Origin of the sequence: Mycobacterium sp. D16R24 (assembly GCF_002013385.1) — a bacterium.
GTDB lineage: Bacteria > Actinomycetota > Actinomycetes > Mycobacteriales > Mycobacteriaceae > Mycobacterium.
In genome coordinates, this window is record NZ_MAEV01000008.1 from 1 (window position 1) to 18,202 (window position 18,202).

General features: G+C 63.6%; 16 protein-coding genes and 1 pseudogene. 6 read left to right on the forward strand and 11 right to left on the reverse strand.

Annotation, left to right across the window (positions count from 1 at the left end):
• The 6 genes from B4383_RS06580 to B4383_RS06605 form a co-directional block, all read left to right on the forward strand.
• Nucleotides 1-1,005: MCE family protein (locus B4383_RS06580; protein ID WP_286154524.1), on the forward strand; the 1,005-nt coding region annotated here is incomplete at its 5' end.
• Between the two features lie 8 nt (nucleotides 1,006-1,013).
• Entirely contained in the window at nucleotides 1,014-2,261 is a 1,248-nt protein-coding gene (locus tag B4383_RS06585) for an MlaD family protein (RefSeq protein ID WP_078290377.1), read from the forward strand.
• Nucleotides 2,258-3,292, forward strand: a complete 1,035-nt coding sequence (locus B4383_RS06590) for an MlaD family protein (protein WP_078290376.1) — start codon at nucleotides 2,258-2,260, stop codon at nucleotides 3,290-3,292. Before B4383_RS06585 ends, B4383_RS06590 begins: the two co-directional genes overlap by 4 nt.
• Nucleotides 3,289-4,362, forward strand: coding sequence for an MlaD family protein (locus B4383_RS06595; protein ID WP_078290375.1), 1,074 nt, complete (start codon nucleotides 3,289-3,291; stop codon nucleotides 4,360-4,362). Before B4383_RS06590 ends, B4383_RS06595 begins: the two co-directional genes overlap by 4 nt.
• Nucleotides 4,359-5,147 (forward strand): hypothetical protein, encoded by a 789-nt coding sequence (locus B4383_RS06600; protein WP_078290374.1) that lies wholly within the window; start codon nucleotides 4,359-4,361, stop codon nucleotides 5,145-5,147. Before B4383_RS06595 ends, B4383_RS06600 begins: the two co-directional genes overlap by 4 nt.
• A 3-nt stretch (nucleotides 5,148-5,150) precedes the next feature.
• A complete protein-coding gene (locus B4383_RS06605) occupies nucleotides 5,151-5,960 on the forward strand; it encodes a hypothetical protein (RefSeq protein ID WP_078290373.1) in 810 nt (269 codons plus the stop codon).
• 15 nt (nucleotides 5,961-5,975) lie between these two features.
• Here the strand turns inward: B4383_RS06605 and B4383_RS06610 are convergent.
• The 11 genes and pseudogenes from B4383_RS06610 to B4383_RS06660 all read right to left on the reverse strand — a co-directional run bounded on the left by B4383_RS06610 (nucleotide 5,976) and on the right by B4383_RS06660 (nucleotide 18,174).
• A pseudogene (locus B4383_RS06610) lies at nucleotides 5,976-6,499 on the reverse strand (SRPBCC family protein).
• Between the two features lie 14 nt (nucleotides 6,500-6,513).
• Nucleotides 6,514-8,085, reverse strand: a complete 1,572-nt coding sequence (locus tag B4383_RS06615) for an NAD(P)/FAD-dependent oxidoreductase (protein WP_078290372.1) — start codon at nucleotides 8,083-8,085, stop codon at nucleotides 6,514-6,516.
• Nucleotides 8,082-8,825, reverse strand: a complete 744-nt coding sequence (locus B4383_RS06620; protein WP_078290371.1) for a hypothetical protein — start codon at nucleotides 8,823-8,825, stop codon at nucleotides 8,082-8,084. Before B4383_RS06620 ends, B4383_RS06615 begins: the two co-directional genes overlap by 4 nt.
• 77 nt (nucleotides 8,826-8,902) lie before the next feature.
• Complete coding sequence (locus B4383_RS06625; RefSeq protein ID WP_078290370.1) at nucleotides 8,903-10,453, reverse strand: NAD(P)/FAD-dependent oxidoreductase; 1,551 nt, start codon at nucleotides 10,451-10,453, stop codon at nucleotides 8,903-8,905.
• The gene (locus tag B4383_RS06630; protein ID WP_078290369.1) at nucleotides 10,450-11,307 is read right to left on the reverse strand and encodes an SDR family NAD(P)-dependent oxidoreductase; all 858 of its coding nucleotides are present in this window, start codon (nucleotides 11,305-11,307) and stop codon (nucleotides 10,450-10,452) included. Before B4383_RS06630 ends, B4383_RS06625 begins: the two co-directional genes overlap by 4 nt.
• Nucleotides 11,304-12,305: an alpha/beta hydrolase gene (locus B4383_RS06635; RefSeq protein WP_078290392.1), complete on the reverse strand. Its 1,002-nt coding sequence runs from the start codon at nucleotides 12,303-12,305 to the stop codon at nucleotides 11,304-11,306. Before B4383_RS06635 ends, B4383_RS06630 begins: the two co-directional genes overlap by 4 nt.
• A gap of 102 nt (nucleotides 12,306-12,407) precedes the next feature.
• The gene (locus B4383_RS06640; protein ID WP_078290368.1) at nucleotides 12,408-13,757 is read right to left on the reverse strand and encodes an AarF/ABC1/UbiB kinase family protein; all 1,350 of its coding nucleotides are present in this window, start codon (nucleotides 13,755-13,757) and stop codon (nucleotides 12,408-12,410) included.
• 74 nt (nucleotides 13,758-13,831) lie between these two features.
• Complete coding sequence (locus B4383_RS06645; protein WP_078290367.1) at nucleotides 13,832-15,112, reverse strand: TetR/AcrR family transcriptional regulator; 1,281 nt, start codon at nucleotides 15,110-15,112, stop codon at nucleotides 13,832-13,834.
• Between the two features lie 144 nt (nucleotides 15,113-15,256).
• Nucleotides 15,257-15,943 carry a response regulator transcription factor gene (locus tag B4383_RS06650; RefSeq protein WP_078290366.1) on the reverse strand — a complete coding sequence of 229 codons (687 nt, stop codon included), beginning with the start codon at nucleotides 15,941-15,943 and terminating at the stop codon, nucleotides 15,257-15,259.
• Nucleotides 15,940-17,253 (reverse strand): ATP-binding protein, encoded by a 1,314-nt coding sequence (locus tag B4383_RS06655; protein WP_078290365.1) that lies wholly within the window; start codon nucleotides 17,251-17,253, stop codon nucleotides 15,940-15,942. Before B4383_RS06655 ends, B4383_RS06650 begins: the two co-directional genes overlap by 4 nt.
• A 150-nt stretch (nucleotides 17,254-17,403) precedes the next feature.
• On the reverse strand, nucleotides 17,404-18,174 hold the full coding sequence (locus tag B4383_RS06660) for a phosphoglyceromutase (protein ID WP_078290364.1): 771 nt from the start codon (nucleotides 18,172-18,174) through the stop codon (nucleotides 17,404-17,406).
• Nucleotides 18,175-18,202 lie beyond the last annotated feature (28 nt).

Consider the following 18,202-nt stretch of genomic DNA (forward strand, 5'->3'; position numbering starts at 1 on the left):
ATTTTCGCGAGAAACCGTCCGATTCTCGATGAACAGGCGGAGGCTAAACGCAATCGGCGAAACGGACTTATTGGAGTCATTGTCATCGTCGCGATACTGGCCGCCATCGGAGTGGCATTCGTCAATACGAGTGGCATGAAGACCTACGTGCTGCACCTTCGGGCCTCGGGTGGGCTGCGCGCCGGCGACGACGTCCGAATCGCCGGCATCTCGGTGGGCAAGGTGTCGAGCGTACGCATCGATAAATCGCTGGTGGAGGCCACCTTTACGGTGGATCACTCGGTGCCGGTCGGATCCGATTCGCGGGTAGATATCCGGATGCTCACCCCGCTCGGTGGGCACTATGTGGCCCTCTACCCCGAGGGCTCGACCCCGCTGGGGAAAACCCCGATTCCACCCGAGCGCACCAGCATCCCTTTCGAGATCAATGAGCTGTTCCAGAAGTTCACGCCCGTGGTCAAGAAGGTGGACGCCAAGGTTATCCACGACAGCCTGATGGAAGTCGCGAATGCAGTGGACAAGTATCCCAACGGTTTACGTGACTTCTTCGACTCGTCTCAATCACTCATCAGCGCACTTGAGCCGACCACCGAGGACTTCCACGCCACCCTGAACTACGCGAACGAGTACCTCCGTGCCTTCAAGACGGGCAAGGAACAACTCGCCAAGATCGTCACCACGCTCTCCAAAATCGGCGCCAAATACGGCAACAGCACGACCGATCTGATCGAGGTGTTCGCCCTGTTGCGGGAGCTCCTCCGACTTTTCAACCGATTCACCACCGCATACGCGCGCGATTACGAACCCATGCTCAATGGACTGGACGACATCGTCGACACCCTCACCAAATATCCCGAAAAGCTCGGTAAGGCCGCCGAACAGTGGGGCCAACTCGTCGGGGTCGTGCTGCCCATGCTCAGCGGCAACGGCATCACTATCAACGAGAACGACCGGGTGATCCCCGGGCAAGACGTCTGCCTACCCCACTTCTTCAGGTTCTGTTGAGGCCCTTGATGACACAGCCAGTATTTGTCCAGAACATCCTGACTCGCCTCGCTGGCATGCGCCGCGGTGCGCGGGCGGCCCTGGTGACCGCCATCGGCGTAGCGCTTGTTGCGGTGGTGGCAGTTGCCGGAATCTTCGGCGCTCGCACCGTCCTGCCCGCCGTCAAGAACATGGTGATGCCGTACCTGGGAAATGCCCATATCCCGTTGTTGGACAACACCAGATCGCTCTGCGCAGACTTCCGCGACGGGTCCGGGCTGTACAAGGGCAACAAGGTCCTGCTCCTCGGTGTCGAGATCGGGACGGTGACGGCGGTCACCAACACGCCCGACCATGTCGAGGTCGACTTCGAGATCCCCGACGACATGGACCTGCCTGCCGATGTGGGTGCGGCAAGCTATTCACAATCGGTGATCACCAATCGCAGCATTGAACTGACCCGGTCGTGGAGCGAGGGCCCCAAATTTGCTGGAAACCAATGCATCTCGCTGGAAAACACCAGAACACCGGTGAGCGTCACCGAATCGTTCTCCGCCATCGGCGAGCTTGCCGACACCCTGATGCAGGCAGCGCCCGGCCAAGATCCGGCGAATTCGCCGGGCGTGCAGGCGCTCAACAAGACTCTCAAGGGAGCGGCCCGATCGCTCGACGGCGTGGGCCCCGGATTCAAAGAAATGCTCAACAACCTCACCACCATGGTCGGAGATCCGTACAAGGCCGATGCCGATTACCGTCAGCTGTTCGAGAACAGCGCCATCGTCACCTCGAACTGGCTGCAGTACTGGAACGAGTTCGCGGGCGTGGTCAAGGCGCTCCCTGATGTCGCCCGGTTGATTGCGGGCATATCGGACAACTTTGCTGTCGGCCTCGACTACCTCACCACCTTTCTTCCCACGGTGAACGGCATGGTGCAGCGCGCCGCCGGCCGGATATACAAGAACCTCTTCGACAAGATCGTGCCCTGGGTGCGCGACATCCTCAACGCCTACACCCCGCATATCCTCACATTCTTCAGCACCTTGCCACCGGTGATCAATTGGCTGGCCGACGACATCTACCTACCCAACACGAAGACCCACAACGTCACCTATGTTCCTCCGCGCGTTGCCATCTCGCCGGAGCAGGCCAGCGCCATCTGCCAAAATCTGCGGAACCGGAACACCCCCGGATCCCAGGCGGCGTGTGCACCCGGGACCGCGTCGGACCCGGTGACCCTCGGTTTGACCAACCTGATCATGGGAGCGGCACTGTCATGATTCGACGCCTGTTGATCATCCTTCTCGCCACGGCATTCGCCGTGGTCCCGGCGTGTTCCACCGAGGCCCTGGACCCCACCAAGATGCCCATGCCCGGCGCCTACATCCCGAAGGACACCTACCGCCTCAAGATCGAGTTCTCCAGCGTGCTGAACTTGCCCGGAAGGGCAAAGGTCGACTCGGGCGGCGTACAGGTGGGCCTGCTGGACCGGGTCGAGCTCAGGGGCACCACTCCCGTCGCGTACGTCGATATCGAAGGCGGCGCCACATTCCCGCGGAACGTCAAGGCCGAGCTCCGACAGGCCACCGTGCTCGGCGATGTCTACATCGCCATGATCTCGCCCACCGATCCTGCGCCTACCCACCTGCAGGACGGCGACACCGTGGCGCTGGCCAACACCGTCCCGGCCGCGAATGTGGAGGACCTCATGCGGTCCATGTCGAACCTGATCGGCGGAGGCAGCCTCAACACCATGCAGACCACGGTGGCCAATATGAACAGCTCCTTTCCTCCGCCGGAGGAGCTCGACCGCATCCATCGTTCGCTGGCCGGAATGGTCAATGATTTGTCCAATAACCAGGACACCCTCAACCGGATCCTGACCAACATGCAAACCATCAGCGAGTCGTTCCGGGCCAACAAGGGAACGTTTCGGCGGCTACTTGCCGAGGGCCCGACCAAGCTGCCCTCACTGGCCAAAGTGGTGCTGAGCCTGAGCGATCTGATCATCAACGGCGCACAACTCGGGCGGGAGGTCGGAGAGATCCTGGACTACCCCAACCTCATGCAGATCCTCTCGTACCTAACCCCGTTCATCCACACCACCTCGACCACCGACACCACCGTCCCGGTGCTCGGCGACAAGATGGTCCGCACCATCCGCGACAGGATCATCCCGTTCTTCAAGGACGGCGGCCCGAAATACACCGTCACCGATATTGAAGCTCCGGACAGCACACTGGGGGTCAGCCCCGGGGAACGTGCCGATTCGGTCATTCGGAACATGCAGACGATGGGGCTGGTGCGATGAGGCTCAAGGTGCTGCTCACCCTCGCGGTGCTGTCGATCATCTCGCTTGTCGGCGCCGTCTATATGGCCTTTGGTGTCCTCGACATCGCCTCTACCAACAAGACCCATCGCATGACGCTCATGCTGGACAGTTCGGGTGGATTGATGTCCACCTCTCAGGTCACCCTGCGGGGAATCAAGGTGGGACGAGTCACCGACGTTCAAGCCACCCCCACAGGTTTGGCAGTCTCGATGGCCCTCGACAGCGGCTATCCCATCCCCGTTGACAGCCAAGTGAGCGTGCAAAACCTCTCGGCCGCTGGCGAACAGTATGTGGAGTTCAAGCCGGTTCGTATCGAACCCCCGTACTACAGCGACGGCGCCGTGATCCCGGCCTCGAAGGCAGCGCCCGTGTACACGGTGAGCGATCTGCTGCAAAAGGGCAATGCACTCATGCAGGCCATGAACGCCGACGACCTGGAGATCACCCTCAACAACGTGGCGGCGGGAATCATGGACAACACCAAGACCATCGACCAGTTGGCCACCACCGCAGGTCTATTCGCGCAGATGGTGAGGGATGACAAACAGTATCTGGCACAGCTGATCGGCAATACGTCGACCCTGACCAACGGTCTCGGCGAAATCAGGGCTGGTGAGATCCTGAAGCAATCCGCCAAAACAGTCCCGGCCAGCATTGACGGCCTGGTCGCCCTGGTGAAGGTGATCGAGAAGCTCGAACCGCTTGTCGAAGCCGGCATGGGCGACGGGAAGCCGCTAACCGACCTCGTGGACAAGCTCTTCGACTATGTCAGTGCCCTGTCCGAACCGCTCTCGGAATTCGTGACGGTCCTCGAACCGATCGTCGCTCCGCTACGCGATATCAAGTTGGACGCCGGGCACTGGCTGGACTTTTGGGATTCGACATTCAACAACCGGGGCGGAGTGCGCGTCCACCTCGGCGTACCCGAGTGGCCACAGCCCGAATCGCCACCGGCAGCAGCCAAACCCGCCCCACCAGGATCACAACCAGCCGCACCCAAAACAACCGCGGCACCACAAACAGCGACAGCAGGAAGGCCCGGATCATGACCGACATCGACGAGCGCACGCTCCCCCTGGATGACGCAGATCCCGAGGAAATCTCGGAGACCACCGACGAGGCAACCGAGGGCCCTGCGAAGGCCAAAGAGAAACCCGCAAAGCGTTCGAAAGTCGTTGAAAACGAATCCGATACAGACGCGCCGGACAGCGGCGCCAATATCTGGAAGTGGTTTGCCATCGGCCTGCTCGCCGTGGGAATCCTCGGAGCTGTTCTCGGGGTCTGGCAATACCAGAAGTTGTCCGACACCCTCGCCGCTACCCGTGCGGGCGAAACCGAACGCACCGCGGCCACCGATGCGGCATCCGCATACGCGATGAAGTCACTCACCTACAGCTACGAAGATCCCGAGAAGTTCTTCAAGAACGTCAAAGAAGGTGCCGCCGAGCCACTTCAGAGCAAGTACAGCGATGCTGAGAAGCTCCTCAAGGCCATCATGCTGCAGGCGCAGGTGACGTCCAAGGGCGAGATCATCGCCTCGGATGCGGTGGCACAGCAGAACGGCATCTACCAGGTTGTGGTCACCACCCGGCAGACCACCCGAAACGTACAGAACCCGGAGCCCCGGGCCACCACGCTGGTCCTGCAGATCACCGTCAAGAAAGACGGCGACGGATGGCAGGTGACCGATATCGGCCCCAAAAATGCCAGCTCCACCGGCACCATCATGCATCCCGGCGACCAGAAGCTGCTTCCCGAGGAGCTGGCCCCGGCGCCCGGTAAGGCGCCCGCCCCTAGCCTTCCGCCGCTGCCTGCGCTTCCCGGTCAGAAGTAGGCAATGCCCCGGCGTATGCATGGTCTGGGCGCTGGTATCGCCGCGGCCGCCCTGCTCGCTTCGGCGCAGGCGATTTACCCGGTTGCCGTGGCACGGGCGGCATTGCCGCCCTGCCCCAGCCGAACCACGATGATCGTCCCGGAACGCCCTATGGCACACACGGATTGTCGCCTGTCGGCCGCTGACGGCACGGGAATCACCTTTGATGTCGAGTATTGGCGGCCACACCCCGACAACGACGACGCCCCCGACTATCCGCCGCTGTCGGTCAGGGTCACCATCAAGGACGCCTCCGGCAAAAAGTTGCAAGAGGTCAACGAACTGCTGGAGCCGTCCAGCCCCGCGCCGGTTGGCTTACAGGACATCGACGGGGACGGGCGCGACGAGATGATCATTCCGATCGCCACCCGTGTCATGAACGGCGCTGTGAACAGCCGGTTTTCGGTGTGGCGCGCCGAGAAGCAGACGACCCACTTCGAGCGGGTTCAGATGTTCGGACAGGCCATTTACCCCAGCGGCGACGGCTACGTCGTGGTCAACAGCGGCGCGTTCTCCAGCCGCGACCTCGACTTCTACCTACCGACCGCGGCCGGGTACACCCACATCATCACCCTGACGATGACCACCGAGGAAGTTGACCCAGACAGCAGCAAGGTGCTCACCGCAAGCTGCATGGTGCACAAGCAGGCCGGGCTGGGGGCCATTGACATGGACTGGCAGGATTCCGCTGTCTTCTGTGATTCGCCTGCGGCCAAGTCGATTTGGCCGGACGCCGCGCGGGTGGAGACCAACCGGCGCGTGCAAGGCCGCTAGGTCAGATACCGCACTCTAGGACGAGTCCGGACTGTCCAGATGTGCGATGAGCGACCGCATCCCGGGCCGAAAACCCCACGCGAACACCACCCGCAGGAGCGACTGGAGCCAGCGTAGGGGCAACCCGGACACGAATCGCGGGGTTATCGCGGCAGTCCAGCGGACGGTGCAGCCACCGGGAGCGGAAGCGAGCACGTAGTCCTCGGCCCACAGCTTCAACAGTGGCCACGTGTGCCCGCCGCCGCGGAGTAGGTGATGCGATGCGGTGGCTCATACCGCCAGAATCTCTCACGCTGAATCCACAAGAACCGCCAGGGCACCGACACCGTGCCCATCTCTCACTCCATGCCGACTGCGCGGCGCAGTTCGTCATACCGCACGCCACACCCAAACGGCAGCCACGACCACGTCTGGTCGCTGTCCAGCGCCGTCCACACCTGGCCCAGGGGCAGGTTGAAGGTGTGGGCGGTGCGCAGCACGATGGCCGCCGACTCGAACGCGGAATCATCCGACATCGGGATCCGGCACGGGGCGAGCATCGGCCATCCCATCGTCAGACCACTACCTGCGAATCATTCAGGACCGCAGTCGAATCGATGGACCGAGCCTGTTGTGCATATTGATAATCGCCGGCCGGGAAGTTCTTCGCCGCGCGACGCGCCTGCAGAGTCGTGGTAGGCCGCAGCAACGGCACATCATCGTCGGCGTTCTTCCAGTACGACCGCACTCCCCGATTGAGTTCGGTGAAGTAGTACTTCAGATTACGCCCGTTGCGCAGCATGCTCTGGTGAAACCTGTCCAGTGCTTCCTGCCGTACTTCCATGCGCGTGGCACCGCGTTCACTCGCCAGCTCGATGGCCCGGACAATGTGGGTGACCGCGGTATCGGCCAACCCGTGCCATCCGCCGTTTCCGGTCCAGGAGTACGGTCCGACGATGATCCATCGGTTCGGGAAGCCGGTGATCGAGACGCTCTCGTACGCCTGCATCCCGCGGGTATTGAAGAAGTCGCCGAGGTCACGCCCACCGGCTCCGGTCACGCGCCCCTGCTTGTAGGAAGCAGGTTCCGAAAACAGGTCGAATCCTGTTGCCGTGATGAGGAAATCGGCCTCGTGAACGGTCCCGTCCGTCGTCCTCACACCCTCGGGAACCACCTCGGCGATCGGCGTGGTGACCAGCGAGCAGTGCGACTTGTTGAAGACCCGCGGGAAGTCGGAGTTCAGCGTCGGCCGGTTGCCGAAGGGTCCGAAGGACGGCAGGAGGTCGCGAGCCACCTTCGGATCGCGGACCACCGCACGCAAGTACGCGCCGTACAGGGCCCGGCCCGCACGGTCGAAGGCCCGCATCAGCGGCCGCATGACGGCACCCGGGGTGTGAATCATGAACCACAGCCCCAGGCTTCCCCCGAGTAGAGCTCCCCATTCGATCACCGAGAACAACCCCGGGATACGAAGTGCCCATTGAGCAATCACGGGGATCCGGAAGTCCGGTTTGGGGATGCAGTACACGGGCGTCCGCTGAAACACCACAAGCGATTCGGTCTCATCGGCTATAGCGCCACACAGCTGGACGCCGGTTGCCCCGGTGCCGATGACCGCCACGCGCTTGCCCCGCACATCATGTTCCGGCAGCCACTGCACAGGGGTCACGCGGGTGCCGGCGAAGCTCTCAAGCCCCTTGATGCCGGGCTGCTTCGCGTCGAAGAAGGGTCCTATCGCCGAGATCACGAACCGCGCGGTGATCACCGTGCCGTCGGCGAGATTCAGACGCCAGCAGTGATTCTCCTCGTCCCATTCTTCGTTGCGTACCTCGACTCCGAAACGGAAGTGCGGCCGCAGGTTGAATCGTTCGGCGACCTGCAGGTGATAGGCCTGCACCTCGGCTCCAGGTGCGAATACGCGAGACCACTGTGGATTGCGGAAGAACGGGAACTGGTAGATCACCGACGGGATATCGACCGCGATCCCCGGGTACACGTTGTCGCGCCACGTCCCACCCAGGTCCGCGGCCCGGTCGAGGATCACGAAATCCTCCACACCCGCTTGCTGTAAACGCACGCCGGCACACAGGCCCCCGATACCCGCACCGATGACGACGACGTGATGATCGGGAATTGATGTGGTCATTGGGACTCCTCACTCGGTGTCCGGGACGGACAGTTCATTGATAACTCCGATGTTGACAGCGACGGGCCTCCGGTCACCCATCTGTGCATGTAGAAAGTTGTGGTCCGCCACCGGCGCCCGAAGGGAATCCGCACCGGTATCCGGGCCAGGATGATGTCCCCGCCAGCCAGCGCAACCAACTCGCTCCGGGTCAGATCCCACACGAACCATCGCGCGACGGGCCGTACGGCCGCGGTGACGACACGGTTCATCTTTCCCGGCGGAAGATGCCAGTCCAGCAGGGTAACCCGGTGCCCCGGCGTCTTCGAGTCCTCGATAGTCACGGTGCGGAAATCGAATACCTCTTCCCCGCGGCACCCCCCGGGGCGCGGATAGCCGGGGAACATCAGGCGCCACGCCCAGCGGAACTCGCGGTGCGTGTTCGAGATCCCGCACCGTCCACCGTCTGAGAACCGATGTCCTTGCCACCAGCGTCCGAGACCCCACCGCAACAGCGAATCGACCAGGCGGCCATACGGGCTGGCCAAATACCTGGCCTGTGTCAGGCCGTCTGCGCCAACCAGCGGGGTTCCCATGAGGAAGATCGCTTCGAGCGCCGCGAGGTTCCCCGCCTTGCCCAGTTCATCGAGCCATTGCCACGTCAACTCTTCGGCATGGCCCGGGTCGGACTGGGCCAATCGCGCCAGTCCGGCCCGGACCCCCTCCGAAGCCGCCGTGGCACGACGCTGGTGTCCCCTCAACGGATCGCCATACTGAGCACTGCGGCAACCCCGATCAAGAGCGGCATAGACAACGAGTCTCCTTCTCGAGTGCTTGGCTAGTTCGCCGGTATGGCGGCGGCTTTCGCCCTGGCGGTGCGCTCGCCCGGGACCGGCAGCTTCTCGAACCGGAAGTCGTCGATCGGGAAGTGTTTACTGGCCCGCGTCGACTGGTACGCCGTGGTGGGGCGCAAGAACGAGAAGTCGCCGTGGCGGTCGATGTAATAGGAGTTGGCGTTGACACACGCACGCCCATGCATAAGCGTCGACTCCGCTTTGGGCGCGATGAAATCGAAGAACCGATCGTTGGCCTCTTCGGTCACCGCGAAGGCCGTCGCGCCGCGCTTACGGGCCTCGGTGATCACCCGCACGGCGATGCGCGTGGCGTTCTCCACCATCACATGCCACGAGCTGCCACTCCACGCGAACGGCCCGAAAACCATGAAGGTGTTGGGCAGCTGGGGCATCGTCACCCCTTCGTAGGCCCGGGCGCGGTTGTTCTCGTAGTAGTCGGCCAGATCAAAGCCGTTGCGCCCCTTCACAGGGCGCGCGCGGTAAACCTCGGGACTTTGGGACATCTCGAACCCGGTGGCGAGCACCAAGACGTCGATATCGCGACGTACACCGTCCTTGGTGACAATCCCGGTCGGGGTGATCTTGGCGATCGGATCGGTCACTAGCTCCACATGGGGCTGGGTGAAGGTGCGGTAGTAAATGTTTGAGACGCTCGGGCGTTTGCACCCGAATCCATACTCAGGCGTGAGCTTCTTGCGCAGCTCTTGGTCGCGAACCTGGCTGAACAGGAATGCGCGACAGGCCCATTTCGGGATCAACGTGATAGGCGCGATCTGCTTGCCGTACACCGTGATAGCCACCAGACCAACCTCTACGGCGGCAGCGGCGATCCCCCGGATCAGCGACTGCAGGCCGGGCACGTACTTCAGGGCCAACCGGGCGACGCGCGGTATCGGAAAGTCCGGTTTCGCAAACACCCAGATGGCCCGGCGCTGGTACACATCCACATGCGAGGCCACCCGGGCCATCTGCGGAATCAGCTGAACGGAGGTGGCCCCGGTGCCGATCACCGCCACCCGCTTGCCCTTGAGGTCGAAACTATGGTCCCAGTTCTGGGTCTGGATCACCTTGCCACCGAATGAGTCCAGGCCCGGGATGTCCGGCACCTTTGGCTCGACGAAGGCACCGACCGCGGTGATGACGTATCTGGACGTCATCACCCGGCCATCGGCGAGAGTAAGGCGCCACAGGTGGTTGTCCTCGTCCCACTCCCGCCTCATGACCTCGTGCCCCAACCGGAGGTGGTCGTTCAGGCGGTACTGGTCGACCAGGCCCGCGATGTACTGCTGCACCTCTCGCCCCTTGGGAAAGGTGCGGGACCAGTCGGGGTTTTTCGCGAAGGAAAATTGGTACACGATCCCCGGGACATCCACCGCCACATCGGGATAGTGGTTGTTGTACCAGGTGCCACCTATCCCCGCCGACCTCTCCAGGATCACGAAATCGGTCAGTCCTGCGCGCTTCAACCCGATGGCGGCACCGAGCCCACCTATCCCGGCGCCGATGACGACAGTCTCATGCTCAGGGGTACTCATAGAGTCGCCTCGACCTGTTGTTCGATACGGCCGTCGTATTCACTGCGTGCTCGCCGGTCCACCGGACCCACAGTCCTGTCGGCATTGACGACTCGCCTACCCAGCAGCCACAACCATTCGGGAACGAGGTGCTGTAAACGCAGCGCGAGCACCGTGCCCCTTGGGGAACCGACCACCGCGGGGCGGTTGCGGACGGTCCTCACCGCATCGCGTGCCACCCACTCGGGAGGAATAATGCCCAGTTTTTCCCACCATTTGAACGGAATTCCGTCCACAAGCTGGGTACGGACGGCCGCCGGCATGACCGTCGAGATCGTCACGCCGGTACCGGCCAACTCCTCGCGGGCACTGCGCGCGAACCCGGTCGCAGCATGCTTCGATGCGACATAGCTGGCCAGGCCCGGCGAGTGTATGGCACCGGCAGCCGAGGTCACATTGATGAAATGCCCTCTCCCCCGGGCGATCATCCGCGGAGCGAGCACCTGGTAGGAGATGTAGTGGCTCCAGAAGTTGACGCGCATCGTCGCCTCGGCTACCCCACGCAGCTCTCCCAGGAGCGGGCCCACGGGCATGATCCCCGCGTTGTTCACCACGATGTCAATGGGTCCGAGGGTCTCTTCGACCTCGGTCACCACGCGCAGGTACTCGTCAAACTCGGTCACGTCCAGCGCAAATCCTTGCGCACCCGCACCGATTTCACGTGCGGCCCGGACAGCGGCCTCGCCGTCGAGATCGGCGATGACCACTCGTGCACCCTCGCGTGCCAGCCGTTGTGCGATGGACAGCCCGATACCGCGAGCTCCGCCCGTCACCAACGCGACGGCGCCTTCCAGCTGAATCTCTGTGAACTTCATGCGGCCGGCCGACCCACGTGAGCCCTGACGAACGCCGAGATCTCGCCCACCGCGGCCCGCGCATCGACAAGCACGTCCGCGGCGATCTGGAAGTCGTGCACCTGATTTCTCCATATCTGCAGTTCGACGGGTACTCCCGCCTCGGCCAGCCGAGCAGCCGCGAATTCGGCATCGGGGCGCAAGATTTCGTCACTACCCACCTGAATGAGCGTCGCGGGCAGGCACGCCAGCACGGCAAGGTCGCCCTCGACGAAACTGTCCAGAGCCGCAAGTCCCACCGTGGACCTTTCCGCGGAGAGCATCAGGCGCTCCATGGCGATCAGCGCCGCCCGCGGGAACAACGAGTCGTTGGATTGGCTGGCCAGCACCAGCTTGCCCGCGGGGTCGCGCTGCACCAGGGGTGACATGCACACCAGAGCACCCGGTGAGCCGAGCCCTCGGCGCTGTGCGATCAGGCTCGTGACCAAAGTGAGGAAACCGCCTGCGGAATCCCCGGCGACGACGATCTCCTCGGACTGATAGCCGAGGTCCATGAGATACCGGTATCCGTCGAGCGCATCCTCGACCGCCGCCGACACCGGGTGCCCCGGCAGCTTCCGGTAATTGACGGCAAGGGACGTGACGCCCGCACCCACGACGATGCGCGAGACCAGCCGGCGATGCGTGTTGAGCCCACCGACGACGAACGCCCCACCGTGCAGATAAAGCACAGCGCCAGTGGGCAACTGGCCCGTGGGCGCCATCAGCTCGGCCTCGCAATGCGCGAGCCGCACACGTGAACGACGCACACCCCGGACCGGCCGCAGCACGACGGCCGCAAGGTCGACAATTCGGTAAGGCCACGGCAAATCCGGGAATCGCGCCCACAGCGCAATCACCGGATACGCGAACAGCCGGATGCCCAGCCGCCCCAATCGCAGCAGAACCGTCAGCGAGCCTCGCTCAACGCGCGTGAGCTGCACACGCTCCGCATGCAGCGGCACCACATCGGCCGTCATCGGCACTCCCTCGGTATCTCGTACACAGGCAACTGTTTAACAGACTGACATGCCATTCACAAAAATACAAGAGGGAGGTGCCCGCACACACCAGATTGATTGTCAGTGCTGGTGAGACCAGCTTTCTATGGCTTCGCCCAGCGGCGTGGCGATACCGGCAAGGCCGAGATACTCGCGGGCGATCGCCGACCAGGGCGCCGCCGCGCCGAGCTTGCCGAGTAATGCCGCCACACACAGCTCGGTACGCCGCGCCATCGTGTGCGTCTCCACTAGACGCTGGTTGCGAATGCCGTCGTAAAACTTGGAGGAGGGCAGCACGGCATCGGCGACCGACCGCCGAGCGATATCCGGCGTCATCCGCACGCTCCCGTCCTCGAGATGCCAGCTACTGACCGCACGGATGTACTCGGTAGCAGCACTTCGCTCCATGGTCTGCGGGTCTGCCAGGAACCCCGCCGCCACGGCGAGCTCGAATGCCTCGTCGTCATTCCCAGAGAGCAGTGCCCGGAACACGTTGCGCTGCACCTCAGCATCCTCGGGGTCCATGTCCATACACAGCCCGAAGTCCAGAAAACCGACCCGCCCGTCGGGAAGCAACATGATGTTGCCGGGGTGCGGATCGGCGCAGAAGAATCCGGTGCGGTACATCTCGCCGCAGTAGAAGCGATAGATCGCCTCCCCCACGCGGTCCCGGATCGGCTGATCCTCACCGAGCAGCCCGTCGAAGGGCACGCCGTCGAGGTACTCGGTCACCAGGACGTGTTCGGTGCACAGTTCCGTAATCGGCTCGGGGATACGCCACCCGGGGTGTTCGCGGAAGGTATCGAAGATCCGCCGGTGATGAGCCAGCTCGGTGCGGTAGTCGACTTCCTTGATCATCTGCCGCTGCACCTCCGCGACGATGGCCTGGCTATTGCTCGCCGGCATCTTCTTGGACGCCAGCTTGGCAACCAGCTGCAGGTTCTTCAGGTCCGCTCGGACCTTGGACGCGATATCCGGGTACTGGATCTTGACCGCGACCGCCCGCCCGTCGTCCAGGCGGGCGCGATACACCTGCCCGATGGAGGCCGAAGCGATGGCCCCAGCCTCGATGCTCACGATCCGGGCACGCAGCCCGCCCAGCTCGCGGTCCAGCGCTTGGTGCATCGTCTCGTCGGGAACCCTTGGCGCATTATCGAACAGGGGCGCAAGCCGTGCGGTGAACTCGTCTCTGACCGAGCTAGAGGTGATACCCACATCCACGACGGACAGCAGCTGACCAAGCTTCTGCGCGGCGCCCTTCATCGAGCCCGCGACGGCCACGAGATCGTCGGCGAACCGCAGAATATCGGCGTCCCGACGGGCGGCCACGTCCGCGGCGACCGGCTTTATCGCCGTCGTGATCGCCGACCGCACGGCGTGACCGGCGACAACCTTTCCCAGCGCCGCGGCCCTCTTCGCACGCAGCGGCACGCCGGCCCGAGTTGCGTTGACCTCGTTGTCAACTGGTTCGCCGATGGGAGTGCTCCTTCGTTTCCCACGCCGGTCTACGGCGCTGAGTTCAGACCATAGAGCAAAAACTGCGTGATGGCTCGCGCGTACTCGTCAATATGGCCCGTCCGCCCATCATCGTCAACGATCAGGGTGACGGCACCAATCAGCAACGACACAAACGCCTGGCCGAGGAACTCGGTGTCGATCGACGGGTTGATCCGGTCGGCGCCGAGCATCGAGTACACGGACTGCTCGCTACGCACCGACGCAAAGCGGAAAAACTGAATAATGGACTGAAGCGCCTCCGGATCCACTCCGGCGGCCTCCGTGCACACGAAGATCAGCGCAGGCAACCGACCAGCCACCGTCTCAAGCGCCTTGCTAAACCCTTGTGCCAGAGCGTGTTCAATGTCCTGACGCGCATCGAGACGGCCAACCGGTCGAGACAGGACGGGTTCCATCGCCGAAAACTCGCGGACCATCAGCGCATCGAGCAAGTCGCGTTTGTTCTGGTAGTAGTTGTAGAACGTGCCGTGGCTGACCCCGAGCCGCTCAACGATCTCGTTCACTCCGATGCCGTGGTAACCGTCGGACAGGAAACAACCAAGCGCGGAATCGAGGAGTTCATTCCGGCGATCGGAGGCAATAGGCACTGGAATATGTACGGAACCAACGGCTTCCGCAGCCGTATGCCCCGCGCCGAGCTCCAGAACCACACCGTCACGCAGAATGCCCGTCTCCGCGATCTGCGAAGCGGTGGTCACAAATCGCTCTCGGGTACTGGGGTTATCGTGCCGGCTTTGGGCGAGCAGAAAACCGGGGAGAACCAGTGCCGGCAACAGGCGCGCGAGCACGGCGTGGTTTTGGCCGTCCTCCGGAACCCACCCGGCGCGGCGGCCGCTATCCAAACCCCGCTGGACGTACGAATCGAGCATCCCCTGAATACCCAGCACACGCTGTTTGAGTTCCTTATCGGCGGCGGCCGACTGGACGGTCAGGAGTTTGAGCAGCGCCGGCTCCTGGTCCACCAGTGCATAGAGGCGGCGGCCGCCTTCCATGATGATGTCGTTTCGTTCTTCGATACCGGCCGTTCCGCCGACCACGTCAAGAAAGTCATCGAGCGACAGGGTGTCGATAAGGCGCTCCACGCCATAGTCGAAGACCAGGTCCAGAACCTCGCGCTTGCTATCGACATACCGGTAGACGGTGCCCTGCCCCATGCCGGCACGGGTGGCGATATCGGACATGCTGGTCTGCTCGTAGCCGTTTTCGGTGAATGCCGCGAAGGCCGCGTCGACGATCTGTTGACGGCGCCTATCGGCGAGTCCGGACACCGGGGGGCGTCCTCGGCGAGGCGGATCCTGCGCCACTAGCTGCTCCATCGACGTGTCTGACCGATCCGGGGCGCGCGCGGATACGCACGCTTCATTGCCGTCAGAGTCTAAACAGGTACGCGCCGGACCTTGCGCGGTGAGAGGTCAGCCCTCCAGCTTGTAGCCCAGACCACGCACCGTGACCAGGTGCACCGGATTGGCGGGATCCGACTCGATCTTGGAGCGCAACCGCTTGACGTGCACGTCCAGGGTCTTGGTGTCACCCACGTAGTCGGCGCCCCACACCCGGTCGATCAGCTGCCCGCGGGTGAGCACCCGGCCACTGTTGCGAATCAGGTACTCGAGGAGATCGAACTCCTTGAGCGGCAAGGTGATCGCTTCCCCGTTCACCGACACCGTATGCCGGTCGACGTCCATGCGAACCGGGCCGGCCTCCAACACGCCGTCACCCGCGGCGGTCTCTTCGGAATCCGCCCCGCGGCGCAGCACCGCCCGGATGCGGGCGATGAGTTCGCGCGCCGAGTACGGCTTGGTCACGTAATCGTCGGCACCCAGCTCCAGTCCGACAACCTTGTCGATCTCGCTGTCGCGTGCGGTCACCATGATGACCGGCACGCTGGACTTGGCGCGCAGCTGCTTGCACACATCGGTGCCGCTCATTCCGGGCAGCATGAGGTCCAGCAGCACGATATCGGCACCGGCGCGCTCGAATTCGGCGAGCGCGGAGGGACCGTCGTTGACGATGGTCGCCTCGAAGCCCTCCTTGCGCAGCAGGAAGGCCAGTGGATCGGCCAGCGAGTCTTCGTCCTCAACAATCAAGACACTGGTCATCGACGTACATGTTCCTCTCGTGTAGTCGCTTGGCGATCCTCGCGTAAGCGGCTGGTTGGTGCGTGCGGCGGGGCGTGGTCGATCGCGTCTTTGCGAGGCATGGATTGGTCTGAGTGCGGGTGATCTGCGGTTTCCTCGACCGCGTCATCCTCGTCCTCGTAGACCGGGAGGGACAGGGTGAAGGTTGACCCGGTGCCCGGCTGACTCCACAGCTTGATGGCGCCATTGTGGTTGGCGGCCACGTGCTTGACGATCGCCAGCCCCAGACCGGTGCCCCCGGTATCGCGGGAGCGCGCCTTGTCCACCCGGAAGAAGCGTTCGAAGACGCGCTCCTGGTGTTCCTTGGCGATCCCGATGCCCCGGTCCGTGACGGCGATCTCGATCTTGTCGCCGCGGCGCCGTCGGCTGATCGAGACCGGCGATCCGTGCGACGAGTAGGCAATGGCGTTCGCCACCAGATTGCTGATGGCGGTGATGAGCAGCGTGGGGTCACCCCGCACTTCGAAACCGCTGGGCGCATCCGTGGTGACCGCGATGTCGGCATTCTCGGCGGCCACCTTGGAGCGGCTCAGCGCCTCGGACACCACGAAGTCGACGTCGACGACCTCCAGGTCGGGTAGTTTTTCGGCCCCCTGGAGCCGGGAGAGCGCAATGAGTTCGGTGACCATATTGCCCAGGCGGCGGGACTCCGCGAGCACCTGCTCGCCGAAATGCTGCACGGTCTCGGGCTCGTCGGAGGATTCCAGCAGCGCCTCGGCGAGCACGCCCATGGCACCGACAGGGGTCTTGAGCTCGTGGCTGACGTTGGCCACGAAATCGCGGCGCGTGGCCTCCATGCGGACATGCTCGGAGTCGTCGTCGACGTAGATGACCGCCCAGCGCGGATCGGCATCGGAGAGCCTGCGCACATGTCCACGCAGGCTGAAACCCGCGCGACCGGGCGCCTTCGGTTTGGTGGTCAGGTCCACTTCGACGGCCTCACCGGTGACCAGCGTCCGCTGGGCGGCGTTCCACGCCTGCTCGTCGAGCTGACGGTCGCGTACCAGGCCCAGCTCCCGGGCGCGAGCATTGGCCAGGACGACGTCCTGATGCTTGTCGACGACGACAATTCCGGTCGGCGAGATGGCGACAATGCGCTCGAGCATCTGGGAAACGGTCAGACCGGTCTGGGCTATCTGCGACCCCGTCCGGGCCGTGCGGTGCGTCGAAGAGCGACGCGAGTACCACGCGCCCAGCACCACGCCCGCAGCAAGCGCCGCGAGGGCTGCGATCGTCACGATCACAACCAGAGAGCCCGATGCGGCGGTCACGCGAAAAGCGTACGCATTCGGTGAACGTCACCCCAGCAGCGTGCGGCTAAATGCCGAGCAAGTCACACATTCCCGCACAGGTGTTAGGCGTGAGTTCACCGAATATTCGCCGATTGGCGAACTTCTGGTGGGTCCAGACCCGCGGTGACGTTATTTCGCGCCCTGGTTGGCTACCGCCGCGGCACCCGCGGCCGCAGCCTCCGGGTCCAGGTACATCCCACCTGCGGTGACCGGTTTGAGGTTCTCGTCGAGGTCGTACCGCAATGGAATACCGGTGGGGATGTTGAGACCGACGATCTCCTCGTCCGAGATCCCGTCGAGGTACTTCACCAAGGCCCGCAGCGAATTGCCGTGGGCGGCAACCAGAACTGTCTTGCCCGCACGAAGCTCCGGCACGATGGCCTCTTCGTAATACGGCACGAACCGCGCCACCACGTCGGCCAGGCATTCGGTGAGCGGTCCACCGCCGATGTCGGCGTAGCGAGGATCCTGGTCCTGGCTGTAGTGGCTCCCCCGCTCGATGGGCGGCGGCGGGGTGTCGTAGCTGCGCCGCCAGGCCATGAACTGGTCCTCGCCGTACTTGGCCTTCGTTTCGGCCTTGTCGAGGCCCTGCAGGGCGCCGTAGTGGCGCTCATTGAGGCGCCAGTCCCGTACCACCGGGATCCACAGCCGGTCGGCCGTATCCAGGGCCAGGTGCGCGGTGTTGATCGCGCGGCGCAGCAGCGAGGTGAACAAAATATCGGGCAGCAGCCCCTGCTGAGCGAGCAGCTCACCACCGCGCTGAGCCTCTGACCGGCCCTTTTCAGTCAGGTCGACGTCGACCCAGCCGGTGAACAGGTTCTTCGCGTTCCACTGGCTCTCGCCGTGGCGCAGCAGGATCAGGGTGGCTCCGTTTGCCTGGCTGGAGGTCTCGCCGCTCATGGGCGCCAGTCTCTCATGTGGCTGCACG